The organism is Amycolatopsis sp. NBC_01307 (assembly GCF_035975215.1).
Lineage (GTDB): Bacteria > Actinomycetota > Actinomycetes > Mycobacteriales > Pseudonocardiaceae > Amycolatopsis.
Genome location: NZ_CP108403.1, coordinates 2,210,658 through 2,223,532, shown reverse-complemented (window position 1 = coordinate 2,223,532; position 12,875 = coordinate 2,210,658). Strand labels below are relative to the sequence as shown.

Here is a 12,875-nt window from a genome sequence, read left to right as displayed (position 1 = left end):
CAGTGTGCGCGACCGCGGCGGCCTTGTCCTGGCCCTGGCAGTCCTACGAAAACGGCACGACTGCCTATCTCGCTGTCGGCGTCGCAAGCTCGGTTCATGACCACGACACTGATCACCGGGGCCAACCGGGGCCTCGGCAAGGAAGCCGCCCGCCAGCTCGTCGCCGCCGGGCACACCGTCTACCTCGGCGCCCGTGACGCCGCTCACGGCCGCGCGGCCGCCGACGAGGTCGGCGCCCGGTTCGTCCGGCTGGACGTCACCGACGACGCGTCCGTCGCCGCGGCCTTCGACCAGCTCGAGGGCGGGCTCGACGTGCTCGTCAACAACGCCGGCATCGCCCTGCTCGCCCTCAACGGCCCGGAGGCGCTGGCGGTGTTCGACACGAACGCGGTCGGGATCGTCCGCGTCACCGAGGCGGCGCTGCCGCTGCTGCGGAAGTCGGCCAACCCGGTCGTCGTCAACATCTCCAGCGCGCTGGGCTCGTTCACGGCCAACCACGACCCCGCGCGGCCCGCGTCGCAGGTGTCGGCGATCGTCTACGGCGCGAGCAAGGCGGCGGTCTCGATGCTCACGGTCCAGTACGCGCGGGCGGTGCCGGAGGTCAAGTTCAACGCCGTCGAGCCGGGCTACACGGCAACCAAGCTCGGCGGCATCGAGAACCCCCACGGCCGCCCGGTCGAGGTCAGCGCCCGGACGATCGTCCGGATGGCCGTCATCGGCGAGGACGGCCCGACGGGCACCTTCCAGGAGGACGACGCCGAACTCGGCTGGTGAGTCAGGTGATCGCCAGGTGCTGCACGAGCGTGTTGCCCGCGTAACCGTTCACCCCGAACCTCCCGGCGGCGTACGCAGTGTCCGTGGCGTCGATGATCGGGGTGGTGCCGTGGTCGAGCCAGACCTGGATGCGGGTGCCCGCTCGCGCGACCGCCATCGGCGAGGACACCCCACACGCACCCTCCAGAAAGGCGATTCCGAGCTCAGCTCACGTAACCACGAGGTGCTGCGCGAGCGTGTTCCCCGCATCGCCCGTCGACGCCGAACCTCCCGGCGGCGTACGCGGTGTCCGTCGCGTCGATGATCGGGGTGGCGCTGTGGTCGAGCCAAACGCGGATGCAGGCGCCGTTGTCCGCGCGGCCGGCGTCAGCGAAAACGGACCACGGGCACCTCCAAGAAGACCACGCCGAACTCGGCTGGTGACTCAGGTGATCGCCAGGTGCTGCGCGAGCGTGTTGCCCGCGTAACCGTTCACGCCGAACCTCCCGGCGGCGTAGGCGGTGTCCGTCGCGTCGATGATCGGGGTGGTGCCGTGGTCGAGCCAGACCTGGATGCGGGTGCCCGTCGTCCGCACCGTCAGGTGGTACGTGCGGCCCTCGGTGATCGGCGTCGCGTACGTCGCGATGTCGCGGCCCGGCCGCCAGAGCTTGACCACTCCGCTGCTGTCGACGTTCGCGGTGTAGCCGGTGCCGTCGGCGGCCGCGCGGAACGTCAGGCCGGCCGCGGTGCCGTTGGTGACCGAGACGTCGCCGTCGTAGGTGAAGTCCGTTCCGGTGCGGTCGCTCAGGTAGAAGCCGTTGTCGGGCGAGCGGCCGCGCAGGCCGTCCGGGGTGGTGGTCCAGGTGCCGCCCCGGGCGGTCCAGGCGCCGGACGTGAACGCGTCGAGGCCACCGGGGCCGGTGTTCAGGTTCTGCACGGTCGCCGTGCCGTGGTAGGCGTTCGCGCCGAAGCGGCCCGACGCGTAGACGTCGTCGGTCGCGTCGATGACCGGTGTGGTGCCGTGGTCGAGCAGGACCTGGATGCGGGCGCCCGTCGTGCGCACCTCCAGGTGGTGGGTGCTGCCGGCCGCGATGGGCGTGGCGTACGTCGCGATGTCGCGGCCGGGACGCCACAGCTTGACCACCCCGCTCGTGTCGATGTTCGCGGTGTAGCCGGCGCCGTCGTTGGCCGCCCGGAACGTCAGTCCGGCCGCCTGCGCGCTGTCCAGCCGGACGTCGCCCTGGTAGACGGCGTCGGCCGCGATGCTCGCGCTGAGGTAGAAGGCGTCGCCGCCGGCCTGGGCCTGCTTGCCGCCGCTGGTGTCGGTCCACGAGCCGCCGGCCGCGTGCCACGGGCCCGCCAGGGTGCTCTCCAACGTCGACTGCGCGGTGCCCCAGCTCGTGCTCAGCCGGGTGAACTTCGCGCTCTTCAGCCGCACCTGTCCCCCGGTCGCGAACAGCCGGATGCCCTGGCTGACCGCGGCGGAGTCGAAGTTCACGTTGTCGGCGACGGAGAACCGTCCGTCGCCGCCGAAGACCTCGAGCTGGCCGCGATCCACGAGCAGCCGCATGGTGACCTCGCCGTTGGTGGGCGCCAGCGGCTTCCCGTAGAGCGTGCCCGCCGCGCGGTCGTAGGCCACGGTCCGGTCGGCGCTGCCGTCGGAGCGGCTGTGCAGCGCGAAGCCGAACTGTGCGGCGGTCGCGCTCGCGACGTCGAAGGTCGCGGTGATCTCGTAGGTGTCGGCGAGGATCCCGCCGAACAGGTTGGTCCCGGGGCTCACCGTCCGGTTCTGCCAGCTCCGGCTGTCGGCGCGCAGCGAGTCCAGCTCGGCGACCGGCGTCCGCGTGATCTGCGGGCCGTCGGGCGAGCCGACGAGCCTCAGCTCCGCCGGGAAGGTGGCGTCGCCGGTCCAGGTGCTGCCGCGGTTTCCGCCCTGCCACGCCATCTGCACGACGCGGCCGTCCGGGGCGTTCGAGAACGTCTCGGCGGCGTAGAACGTGCCGCCGGCGAACGTGGTGCCCTGGTTCATCTTCTTCGGCTGCGGCCGGTCGGTGCGGAACGTCGTGCCGTCGAACGAGCCGACGACGTACTCGCTCGTCCCCGACGTCAGCACCCACTGCTGCACGCCGTCGAGCGTCATCGGGAACAGGTCCGGGCACTCGAAGAGCCAGTCCGCCGCGTACCGGCTGGCGAAACTCCAGTGCAGCAGGTCGGGCGAGGTGTAGAGGTCGACGCCGTAGCCGCCCCGGTTCGACCAGACGACCATGGCCCACCGGTGGCGGGCGGCGTCCCAGACCACCTTCGGGTCCCGGCTCTCCGCCGGGATCTCGATCTGCTTGCGCCCCTGGTCGTACGGCTGGAAGCTGCGGCCGTTGTCGTTGCTGTAGTAGACGCTGACGCCGTCGGTGTTGGTGAACACGACGATCGGGTCGAGCGCGCCGGTCTTCAGCCCCGAGGTGTTGTCCCGGTCGACGACCCCGCCGCCGGAGAACAGGGTGCCGGGGTGCACGCCGGGTTCCAGCGCGATCGGTTTCTGCGTCCAGTGCACCAGGTCCGGGCTGGTGGCGTGGCCCCAGTGCATGGTGTCCCACTCGAGCCCGTGCGGGTTGTGCTGGTAGAAGAAGTGGTAGAGGCCGTTGGCGTAGACCAGCCCGTTGGGGTCGTTCATCCACCCGGCCTGCGAGCTGAAGTGGAACTGCCCCCGGAACGGCTCCTGGTAGGTGGTCGCCGGGTAGGGGAACTCCGGGTAGTCGGCCACGGTGCCCGCGCTCGCGGGAGCCACGGGCACGAAGACCGCCAAGGCGGCGAGCAGGACGACGAGCGACACGCGGGCGATGCGAACCACGAGCCTCACCCTTCGGAGACAACGTTGTCAGCATCGACGGTGGCACAGGCGTGACGCCGGCCACAACGGCGGATCGGGGGGTTTCGCGAGACTTGAGCGGACAGAAATCCCGGGGCTACACCTGGTCGGACTGCAACGGGACGTACTCGTCGAGGCGCTCGGCCAGGGTCCGGCGGGTGACGGGGACCGCCGTGACGCGGTCCTTGCCGGCACTGCGGCCCGCGGCGGCGTCGTCGACGAAGCGCGCCACTTCTTCCGGCGGCGGGACGAGCTCGTCACCCGGCCAGCGCGCGAGCACGACCGGGTCCTCGATGGGCGCGGTCTCCACCGCGACCGTCCAGCCGCGGCGTTCGCTCCACACCAGCATCACGTCGTGCCGCGGGCGGCCCGGCCAGGGGCGTGACAGCCCGAGGTAGGCCGTGGCCGTGTCGCTGATCTCCACCGTCGTGCCCTCCGCGGGGACTCCGATCGCGGCGGCGACGGCCTGGACGTACGCACCGAGCCCGCGCTCCAGCGCCCGGATCAGGTCCGGTTCCGAGGACTCCATGGGCGTCACGGTAGCCGCCGGTCTCCGATCGTGCCGATCGGGTTTCCCGGACGCGGCCGCGTGGGACGGCCCGGTACGGGGTACCCGGCCGGCTTCGCGCAGAACGAACGGAGAGCCCCATGACCGAGGTCAGCCGGGTGGTCGACGCACCACCGCAGACCGTTTTCGCCGTACTCGCCGACGGCTGGTCCTACGGCGGGTGGGTGGTGGGCAGCTCCCACATCCGGGCCGTCGACGCGGGCTGGCCCGCCGTCGGCAGCCGGATCCACCACAGCGTCGGTTCCTGGCCGTTGCAACTGCAGGACGAGACCACGGTCGTCGCGGTGGAGACCGGCGTCTCGCTGTCGCTGGAGGCGAAGGCGTGGCCGACCGGGGCCGCCGCGGTCGGCCTCACGCTCGTCCCGCACGACGGCGGCACGCGGACGCTCGTCCGGATGACCGAGCACGTCGTGCGCGGGCCGGCCAAGGTGCTGCCGGAGGCCGTCCAGGGACTGCTGCTGCGGCCGCGCAACGCCGAGTCGCTGGCGCGGCTGGGCGACCTCGCCGTCGGCCGGCGGGCGCGCGTCCAGCCGTGACCGAGTCCACAGTAGACGGACAAGTGCGATGCATCGAATCTGGATCGGTTTGGGCTCCCGCCGAGCGGGTAGCCGTGGGGTGGCCGTGCACTGCAGGTGCGGTACCCGGAACCACGAGAAGGAGCTGACCGCGGCATGAGCACGATCACCAAGTCCGTCGACGTCGAAGCCGATGTGAGCACCGTCTACAACCAGTGGACGCAGTTCACCGACTTCCCCCGGTTCATGGACGGTGTCGACCGCATCGACCAGGTGGACGACACCCACACCCACTGGACCATCAGCGTCGCCGGCGTCACCAAGCAGTTCGACGCCACGATCACCGAGCAGAACCGCGACGAGCGGGTCGCCTGGAAGTCCGACACCGGCCCGAACCACGCCGGCGTCGTGACCGTGCACCGCCTCGACGACACCCACACCCGGGTCACCGTCCAGATGGACATCGACCCCGAGGGCTTCGTCGAGAACGTCGCCGACAAGACCGGCATCCTCGACCACCGCGTCCAGGGTGACCTCGACCGCTTCAAGAAGTTCATCGAAACCCGCGACGGTCACGAGACCGGCGCCTGGCGCGGCGACGTCGACCGCCCGGGTCAGCACACGAAGTAGGTCCGAAAGCCGCGTAGCAGGACGCGAACCGACCGCGATGGGTCCTGCCGAGGAGCCCATCGCGTCACCGGACGGCCGGCTCCCCACCGTGAGATGTACCCGGGGGCCGGCCGTTCGGGCCCGACGGCTGTAACGCTCATGCAGCGAATCGCGTCTTCTTCAGCAGACGGAGACCACAGGCGCGGTCGTCGTCGACCACCGGTGCCGGTGTCCGCGGCCCGGGACGGCTTCCCCCCGACCGTCCCGGGCCTCGCGGGCACCGGCATCGGCGTGCCGGAAGGCCACCGTCCATTCAGGACACAAGACGCAACGGTCAGAGATCCGCGGCGGGCAGGGGGACTTCGACTCGCGGTCGGGCCGATCTGGCGGTTCACCGGAATGCCAGGTTTCGCACCACGTCCGGTGCGGGAATTCCTTGAGTGCGACCCGCTCGGCTTTCTCCCCTCGCGAGCGGGCCGAGGTCCCGGGTTCCGTCGCGTTCACTCCCCCCTCGACGCGGCGGCACCGGGACCGCACACCGGGTCGTGGGTGCGCCAGTCGCACCCACGGCCCGGCGCCGGACCGGCCGAGGGACGAGCCCCCGCCAGGCGCGGAACGGTGATACAGGAGGACAAGGCCGCGATGCAGCCGACACGCACCCACGACGACCTGCGAGTGGTCGCGCTGGAGGTCGCCGACGACTTCGGCGAGCTGCCCGCGGTCCGGGCGTGGGCCCACCGCGTGCTGCGGGACCTGCCCGAGCACCAGCGCCTCAATGTCGTCCTGGTGCTCGACGAGCTGACCTCGAACGCCCTCCGGCACGGCGAACCCCCGCGTCAGGTCCGGTTGCTGCGCAAACGCGGCTGGATCTGCCTCGAGGTCGACGACGCCTGCCTGGACCCCGCGTGCCGCCGCACCCCGTCGGACAGCGGCGGCCACGGCCTCGAAGTCGTCGACGCGATCACGGTCTCCTGGGGCCAGCGGCAGCGCAGCACGGGCAAGACCGTGTGGGCCGAGATCAACCTCACCCGCCCCGCCAAGGACGACGACGACTGACCGCCGGCCGGTTGATCAGCGGAGCCCGCGCACGACCGCGGTGAGCAGGCCGGTGAGCTGCGCCCGGAACCTGAGCGCGTCGTGCGCCCACCGCGGCTCCTGCGCGTAAAGCTCGCGCAGGGTCGCGGACGGGCGGGACAGCTGGAACAGGTACGCGCCCATGCTCATCGCGGCGGTCAGCAGCGCCCGGGCGGCGTCGTGGTCGAGGCCGGAACCGGTGTCGACCACGGCCTGGGTCATCGCGTCGTAGTCCTCGGTGGCCGAGAGCTTGTAGGCGCGCGCGCGTTCGAGCCGCACGGCGCCTTCCAGGCTGAGCACGACGTGGGTCAGCAGGTCGCAGAAGAGCGGGAGTTCCTCGAGCGAGGCCGCGACGGCGTCGGCGAGCTCGTCCGGCGTCAGGTCGCGCGCGTCCGCGAGCCGGGCCACCAGGTGCGCCCGCCAGTCGGACCAGCCCCGCTCGGCCAGCTCCAGCAGCAGTTCCTCGCGCGATTCGAAGTAGCGGCGGACGGCCGAGGCGTGCAGCCCGACCCGGGCCGTCACCTCGGCGAGCGTCACTTCGCGCGCTCCGCGCTCGACCGCGAGGTCCCGGGCGGCGTCGAGCAGCGCGGTCCGGCGCAGCTCCTTGTCGAGCGGCGATCGGGCGCGTTGCTTGGGCCGGGTCACCCCATCACGTTAACGCACGCGGCTTGACTTAACTCGCCGGCGCGCCTACGTTCGAGTTAACGCAAGGACATTGCGTTAACTGACGGAGTGAGGGTTCATGAGTTCAGTGTTCTTCGTGACGGGATCATCGCGCGGGCTCGGCCGGCGGATCGTCGAGCAGGCGCTCGCCGACGGGCACCGCGTGGTCGCCACCGCCCGCGACCCGCGCACGCTCGACGACCTCGTCGAGCGCTACGGCGACCGCGTCCACCTCGAACCGCTCGACGTCACCGACCCGGCCGCGGCCGAGGCCGCGGTGGCCGGCGGGGTGGCCGCGTTCGGCCGGCTCGACGTCGTCGTCAACAACGCCGGTCAGGGCGACCGGGTCGCCCTCGAGGACACGTCGCTGGAGGTGTTCCGGCGGCAGCTGGAGACCAACTTCTTCGGCACGGTCCACGTCACCAAGGCGGCGGTCCCGGTCCTGCGCCGGCAGGGCGGCGGCCGGATCATCCAGATCTCGTCGGTCGGCGGGCGCATCGGCAGCCCCGGGATGACCGCCTACCAGTCGGCGAAGTGGGCGGTCGGCGGCTTCAGCGAGGCGCTCGCCGCCGAGGTGGCGCCGCTCGGCATCAAGGTGACGGTCGTGGAGCCGGGCGGGATGCGCACCGACTGGGCCGGATCGTCGATGACGACGCCACCGATCAGCGAGCCGTACGCGGCGACGGTCGGCGCGTCCGCCGAAGCCATGGCGGGCTTCGAGAACGTCGCGAACGGCGACCCGGAGAAGGTTGCCCGCCTGGTGCTGACGGTGGCCGGGCTGGCCGAGCCGCCGCTGCGCCTGCTCGCCGGCAGCGACGCCTACGAGTTCGGCCGCGAGACGTGGACCCGCCGCACCGAGATCGACGCGGAGTGGGAACAACTCAGCCGCTCCGCCGACCACGACGAAGCCGGCGACGCCTGGCAGCGGCAGCGACGCGCGCTTTCCCGACATCCGCGCCTGAGCGGAGCCCGTCACGTTCCGGCCGCCGGGGAGGCTACCTCCCGGTAGCATGCGGCTGGTGACGGACAGCCACGACGGACAGCCGGACCGGACGCGGAAAGTCGCCCGGTTCGTCGACCTGCTGCGGGCGGCCGACCGGCGGCCGGGCCTGGTGCGATCCGCCCGCGTCGTGCGGCGGCTGGTGCCCGGCGACCGCGACCTCGGCGACGCGCTGTCGACGACCGCGGGCCACCCGTCCGACCGGGTGGCGCGGCTGCTGGCCGAGGCGAAAGCCGAGCAGCCCAGCGCGATGCGGGAGCTCGGGCTCGCGGCGGTGCAGGTGTGGCAGGCCGTCGCCCAGGGCCGCGAAAGCGACACCGGCGAGACGACGATCGTGTTCACCGACCTGGTCGGCTTCTCCAGCTGGGCCCTCGACGCCGGTGACGCGCGGGCCCTCGAACTCCTGCGCGCGGTGTCGACCGCGAGCGAGGCGACGATCGCCCGTCACCGCGGCCGCGTCGTGAAGGGCCTCGGCGACGGGCTGATGGCCGCCTTCGCCGACCCCGCGGCCGCGGTCGAAGCGGCGTACGAGACGTGCGGCGCGGTCAGCGCGATCGACCTCGACGGCTACCGCCCCCAGCTGCGCGCGGGCCTGCACACCGGCCGCCCGCGCCGCGTCGGCCGCGACTACTTCGGCGTCGACGTCAACATCGCCGCCCGGATCATGGACGCGGCCGGCGGCGGCGAAGTCCTCATCACCGGCGACGTCCTGGCGAATCTCGACCGCGACCGGTTCACCGTCCGCCGTCGCCGCAAGTTCCGCGCGAAGGGTGCGCCCACCGACCTCGAGGTGTTCGCGGTGGTCCCCCGCTACGGCTCCGAAAGCCCGCCCTGGTCGTGAGTGGTTAGGGCGGTTAGAACCGCCCTAACCACTCACGACCAGCTGCGGCAGACCCGGCTACCGCGTCTCGCGGCGGCCTGAAGAGACCACTGCCGGGATCGGCGCGCCGTTGATCACGAACTGCGAACCCGGCTCGACGACGACGTTGCCCGTCGACGAGTTCGTGATCGCCACGTTCGTCAGCGTCGCGCTGCCGCGGGCGCCGCTCATCGCGAGGATGCCCGCGCCGTTGTTCGACTTGTCGATCTTGACGTTCGTGACGGCCGCGGTCACCACGCCGCCGCCCGTCTTGAACTGGATGCCGTCGTAGGTCGAGTCGTGGATCTCGGTGTCCCGCAACGTCACCCCCGGGATGTCCTTGCTCTGCGCGAAGAACGTGATCGCGCCGAACTTCTGCTGCTCGCCCCAGAACACGCCGCCGCAGCGGTAGAGGGCGTTGTTGGCGATCGTCGTCTGCCCGGAGAACGGCAGCGGGTCGTGGTCGGTCGCCAGCATGATGCCCGGGTAGTTCATCGTGTCGTAGACGAGGTTGTTCTCGATCTTGTTGCCGTACCCGCCGTAGATCGCGATCCCGTTGGCACGCCACGGAAGCTGGATCGTGTTGTTGGTGAACACGTTGTCGTGCCCGATGTCCACCGACGGGTCCTTCACGTACTGGCTCGCCCACACCGCGAGCGAGTCGTCACCGGTGGTGCGGAACGACGAGTTGAACACCCGCGAGTTCCGGCTGCCGTTCGTGAGGTTGATGCCGTCGGCGTAGGTGTCGCGAATCCGCATGCCGCTGAACTCGAGGCCGTCGGCCGGCCCCCACAGCGCCGGGATGTTGCCGTAGTCCCGGCCGACCCACACGCCCACGTTCGCGTGCTCGATCCAGACGTTCGCGATCTTCGTGCCGGTGCCGAACCGGCCGTTGAGGCCGACGCCGCCCTCGGCGTTGCCGTCACCGCCGCGGATCCGGCCGGACCCGAAGATGGCGATGTCGGAGAGCTGGACGTTCTTGTCGATGTCGAACCCGAAGTTGCCCTCGTGCGGGTGGTTGATGGTGCCCGCGTCCTGCGGCTGGATCAGCGAGTACAGCTGCGAGCGCCACATGCCGGCACCCTTGATCGTCACGTTGGAGATGCCGATCTGGTTGTACTGGCCGCCGCCGTTGGGCACGTTCGGGTCGTCGGTCAGGATCTTCTTCTCCTGCCGCCACTGCCCTTCGGGGATCCACACGCACGCGATGACGCCGTTCTGGTCGTCGGTCACCGCGCGCTGGATCGCCGTCGAGTCGTCGACGCCGTCGTTCGGCACCGCGCCGTACTCGGTGATCGACGTGCACTCGGCCGGCTTCGCCGTCGCCGGGGCGACCTGCTCCAGGTCGACCAGGTCGAGGACGTAGAACGCCGCGTTGTCGCCGCTGTCCCGCTGCAGCTTGAACTTCGTGCCCGGCGGGTACGACTGCGCGAGCAGCGCGTGGGACTCGTCGAACAGGCGCCGCGCGTCTCCCCCGGGCCGGTTGGTGAGGCCCTCGGGATCGTCGGTGGTGCCGTAGAGCCAGCTGTGCGTCGAGGAGAGCGTCAGCTTCTGGGCGAACGCGCCGTTGACGTACAGGCTGAGCGTGTAGTCCTGCCCGCCGCCGGCCGCGGCGTCGGGCACCGAGTTGCGCACGACGATCGAGTTCGACTGGTTCGTCGACGTGACCTCGACGTACTGGCCCTGGCTCGCCAGCCGCACGGACTGGCGGCCCGAGGACTCGGTCGCGAAGTTCGTGTGCCCGAACGTGCGCAGCGGGTCGGCCGTCAGCAGTTCTCCTTGGTACTGCGCGGCTTCCGCCTCGTACTCGGTGTAGGGCACCGCCGCGCCGCGGCCCACGACGATCGCCCGCGAGAGCGCGTTGTTGGACTCGCTGGTCTCGGCGACGGTGTTCGTCGCGTCGGCGGTCGCCGTCAGGGTGGCGCCGCCGTTGGTGGCGGTCCAGGTGCCCGGCACCGCGACGTTCGCCGTGGCACCGGCCGCGATCGCGGCGGTGGTGGCGTCGAGTGTGGTGCTGCCGACGGTCACCCGGGTGACGGACGCGCCCGCGCTGCTCGTGCCGCGGTTGTGCACCGCGACGGTGAACGACACCGCCGCGCCGACCGCCGGGTTCGGCGGGTTCGACGTGATGCCGGTGACCTCGAGGTCCGGCCCCGGCGCCTGCGCGATGACGAGCTGTGTCGGGGACGTGTAAGTGTTGTTGGTGTCGTTCTGCTCGACGACGGTGTTGGCCGGGTCGACGGTCGCGGACACGCTGTAGGTGCCCTGCGGCCGGGTGCCCGCGTTCACCGTCACCGTGGTGGACGCGCCCGCGGCGAGCGCGGCGACGGCCGCGTTGCCGACGACGGTGCCGCCGAGGCTGACGTTCACGGTGGTCGCGGCCGCGTTCGCGGTCCCCGCGTTCTTCACCGTCGCCGACACCGCGACCTGGCTGGTCTCGGTCGGGTTCGCCGGCGTCCAGGACGTGCCGGTGACGACGAGGTCCGGGTTCGGCGCCGGGGTGCCGAGCACCTGGAACTCGGCGACCTGGCCGCCGGGCGCGCCGGAGTTGGCGGAGAACTGCAGCCGGACGTCCGCGGCCCGCCCGCTGACCGGGATGGTCACCGAGTTCTGGTTGCCGGCCGGGTCGAAGCGGTAGTCGGCGCGGGCCTTCAGCGACGTGAACGCGGTCGCGCCCTGGTCACGGCCGAGGACCTCGAAGTTCTGCGTCCGCGCGCCCCAGGCCGCGTCCGGGTTGAGCTTCACGACGACCGAGTCGAGGTCGGCGTTGGCGCCGAGCTTCACCGTCAGCGTGTTCGGGTAGCCCGCGGCGGACTCCCAGTACGTGGCGGTGTTGCCGTCGTTGGCGTTGGTGGCGACGAAGTCGTTGACCGTCGACGACGCCTCGATCGGCTTTCCGACGGCGAGGTTCTGGCCGGCCTGGGTGCCTTGGCGCACCACGTGGTTGCTGTCGGCGGACTCGTTGCCGGCGGCGTCCTTGGCCCGCACGAAGTACTCGACGCGCGTACCCGCGGGGCGCGTCTCGCCGAACGTGGTGCCGGTGACCGTCGTGACGGGCGCGTTGTCCCGGTAGACGGTGTAGCCGGTGACGCCGACGTTGTCGGTCGAGGCCGACCAGCTCAGCCCGATCTGGCCGGAGCCGGGCTCGGTCAGCGCGAGGTTCGCGGGCGCGGTCGGCGCCTGCGTGTCACCGGTGTCCGCGCCGTAGAGCTCGAACTCCGAGAGCTGCGCGGCGGGCCACTGCGTGTTGGCGGTGATGTTCAGCCGCACGTACCGGGCCGACGCCGTCACCGGGATCGTCACGGTGTTGCCGCCGGGGGTGAACGCGTACCCCTTGGCCGCGACGAGGTCGGTGAACGAGGTGCCGTCGGCGCTGCCGCGCACGGCGAGGGTCTGGGTGCGGGACTCCCAGGCCGCGGGCAGTTTCAGCACAACTCGCGAGAGCGACTTGGCCGACCCGAGGTCGGCTTGGAGCCACTGCGGGAAGGCGTTGTTCGCGGACTCCCAGTAGGTGTCCTGGTTGCCGTCGACGGTGTTGGCGACGGGATAGCCGGGCAGCGCACTACTGGCCGACACGGTGCGGGTCAGCGGCACGTCCGCAAGCGCGGCCGGCCGGACTTGGGCGGTATCCGAGGGTGGTGACGGTGGTGGCGCACCGGCCGCGGAGGCGAGCCCGGTGAGGGTGAGCCCCGCGGCGAGGAGACCTGCGACGAGCCGGGACAGGCGCATACGAGTCATGGCGTCTTCTCTTCTTCGAGACAGCAGGAGGGGAGCCAGAGTCGTACGAGCATGCAACAACCGGGAGACAACATGCAAGAACTTGACATCGATGAGTAAATTTACGACTAAGCTGCGTTGCTCCATCAGGAGGACGCCGTTCGGTCGCGCGCGCTTGCCGGTCTACAAAGGACGGCAGGCGGGGCTTGGCCGGTCGGGTTCGGGTCGCCGGGTCTCCGCGTCGCTGGGTCTCC

General features: G+C 71.3%; 11 protein-coding genes. 6 read left to right on the top strand and 5 right to left on the bottom strand.

The window, feature by feature from the left end; all coding sequences use genetic code 11:
- Positions 1-96: 96 nt before the first annotated feature.
- Positions 97-774, top strand: a complete 678-nt coding sequence (locus OG439_RS09610) for an SDR family NAD(P)-dependent oxidoreductase (protein WP_326949021.1) — start codon at positions 97-99, stop codon at positions 772-774.
- 1 nt (position 775) lies between these two features.
- On the opposite strand, the gene OG439_RS09605 is transcribed toward OG439_RS09610, so the two are convergent.
- The 3 genes from OG439_RS09605 to OG439_RS09595 all read right to left on the bottom strand — a co-directional run bounded on the left by OG439_RS09605 (position 776) and on the right by OG439_RS09595 (position 4,145).
- A complete protein-coding gene (locus tag OG439_RS09605; protein WP_326949020.1) occupies positions 776-943 on the bottom strand; it encodes a hypothetical protein in 168 nt (55 codons plus the stop codon).
- A gap of 255 nt (positions 944-1,198) precedes the next feature.
- Positions 1,199-3,598, bottom strand: coding sequence for a glycoside hydrolase family 32 protein (locus OG439_RS09600; protein WP_326949019.1), 2,400 nt, complete (start codon positions 3,596-3,598; stop codon positions 1,199-1,201).
- Positions 3,599-3,713: 115 nt separating this feature from the next.
- Complete coding sequence (locus tag OG439_RS09595; protein WP_326949018.1) at positions 3,714-4,145, bottom strand: DUF6292 family protein; 432 nt, start codon at positions 4,143-4,145, stop codon at positions 3,714-3,716.
- 119 nt (positions 4,146-4,264) lie between these two features.
- On the opposite strand from OG439_RS09595, the gene OG439_RS09590 reads away from it, so the two are divergent.
- The 3 genes from OG439_RS09590 (at position 4,265) to OG439_RS09580 (ending at position 6,364) form a co-directional block, all read left to right on the top strand.
- On the top strand, positions 4,265-4,720 hold the full coding sequence (locus OG439_RS09590) for an SRPBCC family protein (RefSeq protein WP_247051204.1): 456 nt from the start codon (positions 4,265-4,267) through the stop codon (positions 4,718-4,720).
- Positions 4,721-4,855: 135 nt separating this feature from the next.
- Complete coding sequence (locus OG439_RS09585) at positions 4,856-5,329, top strand: SRPBCC family protein (RefSeq protein ID WP_326949017.1); 474 nt, start codon at positions 4,856-4,858, stop codon at positions 5,327-5,329.
- 621 nt (positions 5,330-5,950) lie between these two features.
- Positions 5,951-6,364 carry an ATP-binding protein gene (locus OG439_RS09580; RefSeq protein ID WP_326949016.1) on the top strand — a complete coding sequence of 138 codons (414 nt, stop codon included), beginning with the start codon at positions 5,951-5,953 and terminating at the stop codon, positions 6,362-6,364.
- Positions 6,365-6,379: 15 nt separating this feature from the next.
- Here the strand turns inward: OG439_RS09580 and OG439_RS09575 are convergent, their stop codons facing one another.
- A complete protein-coding gene (locus OG439_RS09575) occupies positions 6,380-7,027 on the bottom strand; it encodes a TetR family transcriptional regulator (RefSeq protein ID WP_326949015.1) in 648 nt (215 codons plus the stop codon).
- A gap of 97 nt (positions 7,028-7,124) precedes the next feature.
- Here OG439_RS09575 and OG439_RS09570 point away from each other — a divergent pair, with 97 nt between their 5' ends.
- Both OG439_RS09570 and OG439_RS09565 read left to right on the top strand, forming a co-directional pair.
- Positions 7,125-8,054 carry an SDR family NAD(P)-dependent oxidoreductase gene (locus OG439_RS09570; protein WP_326949014.1) on the top strand — a complete coding sequence of 310 codons (930 nt, stop codon included), beginning with the start codon at positions 7,125-7,127 and terminating at the stop codon, positions 8,052-8,054.
- 1 nt (position 8,055) lies between these two features.
- Positions 8,056-8,886 carry an adenylate/guanylate cyclase domain-containing protein gene (locus OG439_RS09565; RefSeq protein ID WP_442792295.1) on the top strand — a complete coding sequence of 277 codons (831 nt, stop codon included), beginning with the start codon at positions 8,056-8,058 and terminating at the stop codon, positions 8,884-8,886.
- A gap of 57 nt (positions 8,887-8,943) precedes the next feature.
- Here the strand turns inward: OG439_RS09565 and OG439_RS09560 are convergent, their stop codons facing one another.
- Positions 8,944-12,633, bottom strand: coding sequence for a CARDB domain-containing protein (locus tag OG439_RS09560; RefSeq protein WP_442792327.1), 3,690 nt, complete (start codon positions 12,631-12,633; stop codon positions 8,944-8,946).
- Positions 12,634-12,875: the final 242 nt, after the last annotated feature.

Excerpts from the sequence above, each read along its gene's own strand:
- OG439_RS09595 (WP_326949018.1), bottom strand. The coding sequence starts at position 4,145 with ATGGAGTCCTCGGAACCGGACCTGATCCGGGCGCTGGAGCGCGGGCTC.
- OG439_RS09580 (WP_326949016.1), top strand. The coding sequence starts at position 5,951 with ATGCAGCCGACACGCACCCACGACGACCTGCGAGTGGTCGCGCTGGAG.
- OG439_RS09560 (WP_442792327.1), bottom strand. The coding sequence starts at position 12,633 with ATGCGCCTGTCCCGGCTCGTCGCAGGTCTCCTCGCCGCGGGGCTCACC.
- OG439_RS09565 (WP_442792295.1), top strand. The coding sequence starts at position 8,056 with ATGCGGCTGGTGACGGACAGCCACGACGGACAGCCGGACCGGACGCGG.
- OG439_RS09570 (WP_326949014.1), top strand. The coding sequence starts at position 7,125 with ATGAGTTCAGTGTTCTTCGTGACGGGATCATCGCGCGGGCTCGGCCGG.
- OG439_RS09610 (WP_326949021.1), top strand. The coding sequence starts at position 97 with ATGACCACGACACTGATCACCGGGGCCAACCGGGGCCTCGGCAAGGAA.
- OG439_RS09590 (WP_247051204.1), top strand. The coding sequence starts at position 4,265 with ATGACCGAGGTCAGCCGGGTGGTCGACGCACCACCGCAGACCGTTTTC.
- OG439_RS09585 (WP_326949017.1), top strand. The coding sequence starts at position 4,856 with ATGAGCACGATCACCAAGTCCGTCGACGTCGAAGCCGATGTGAGCACC.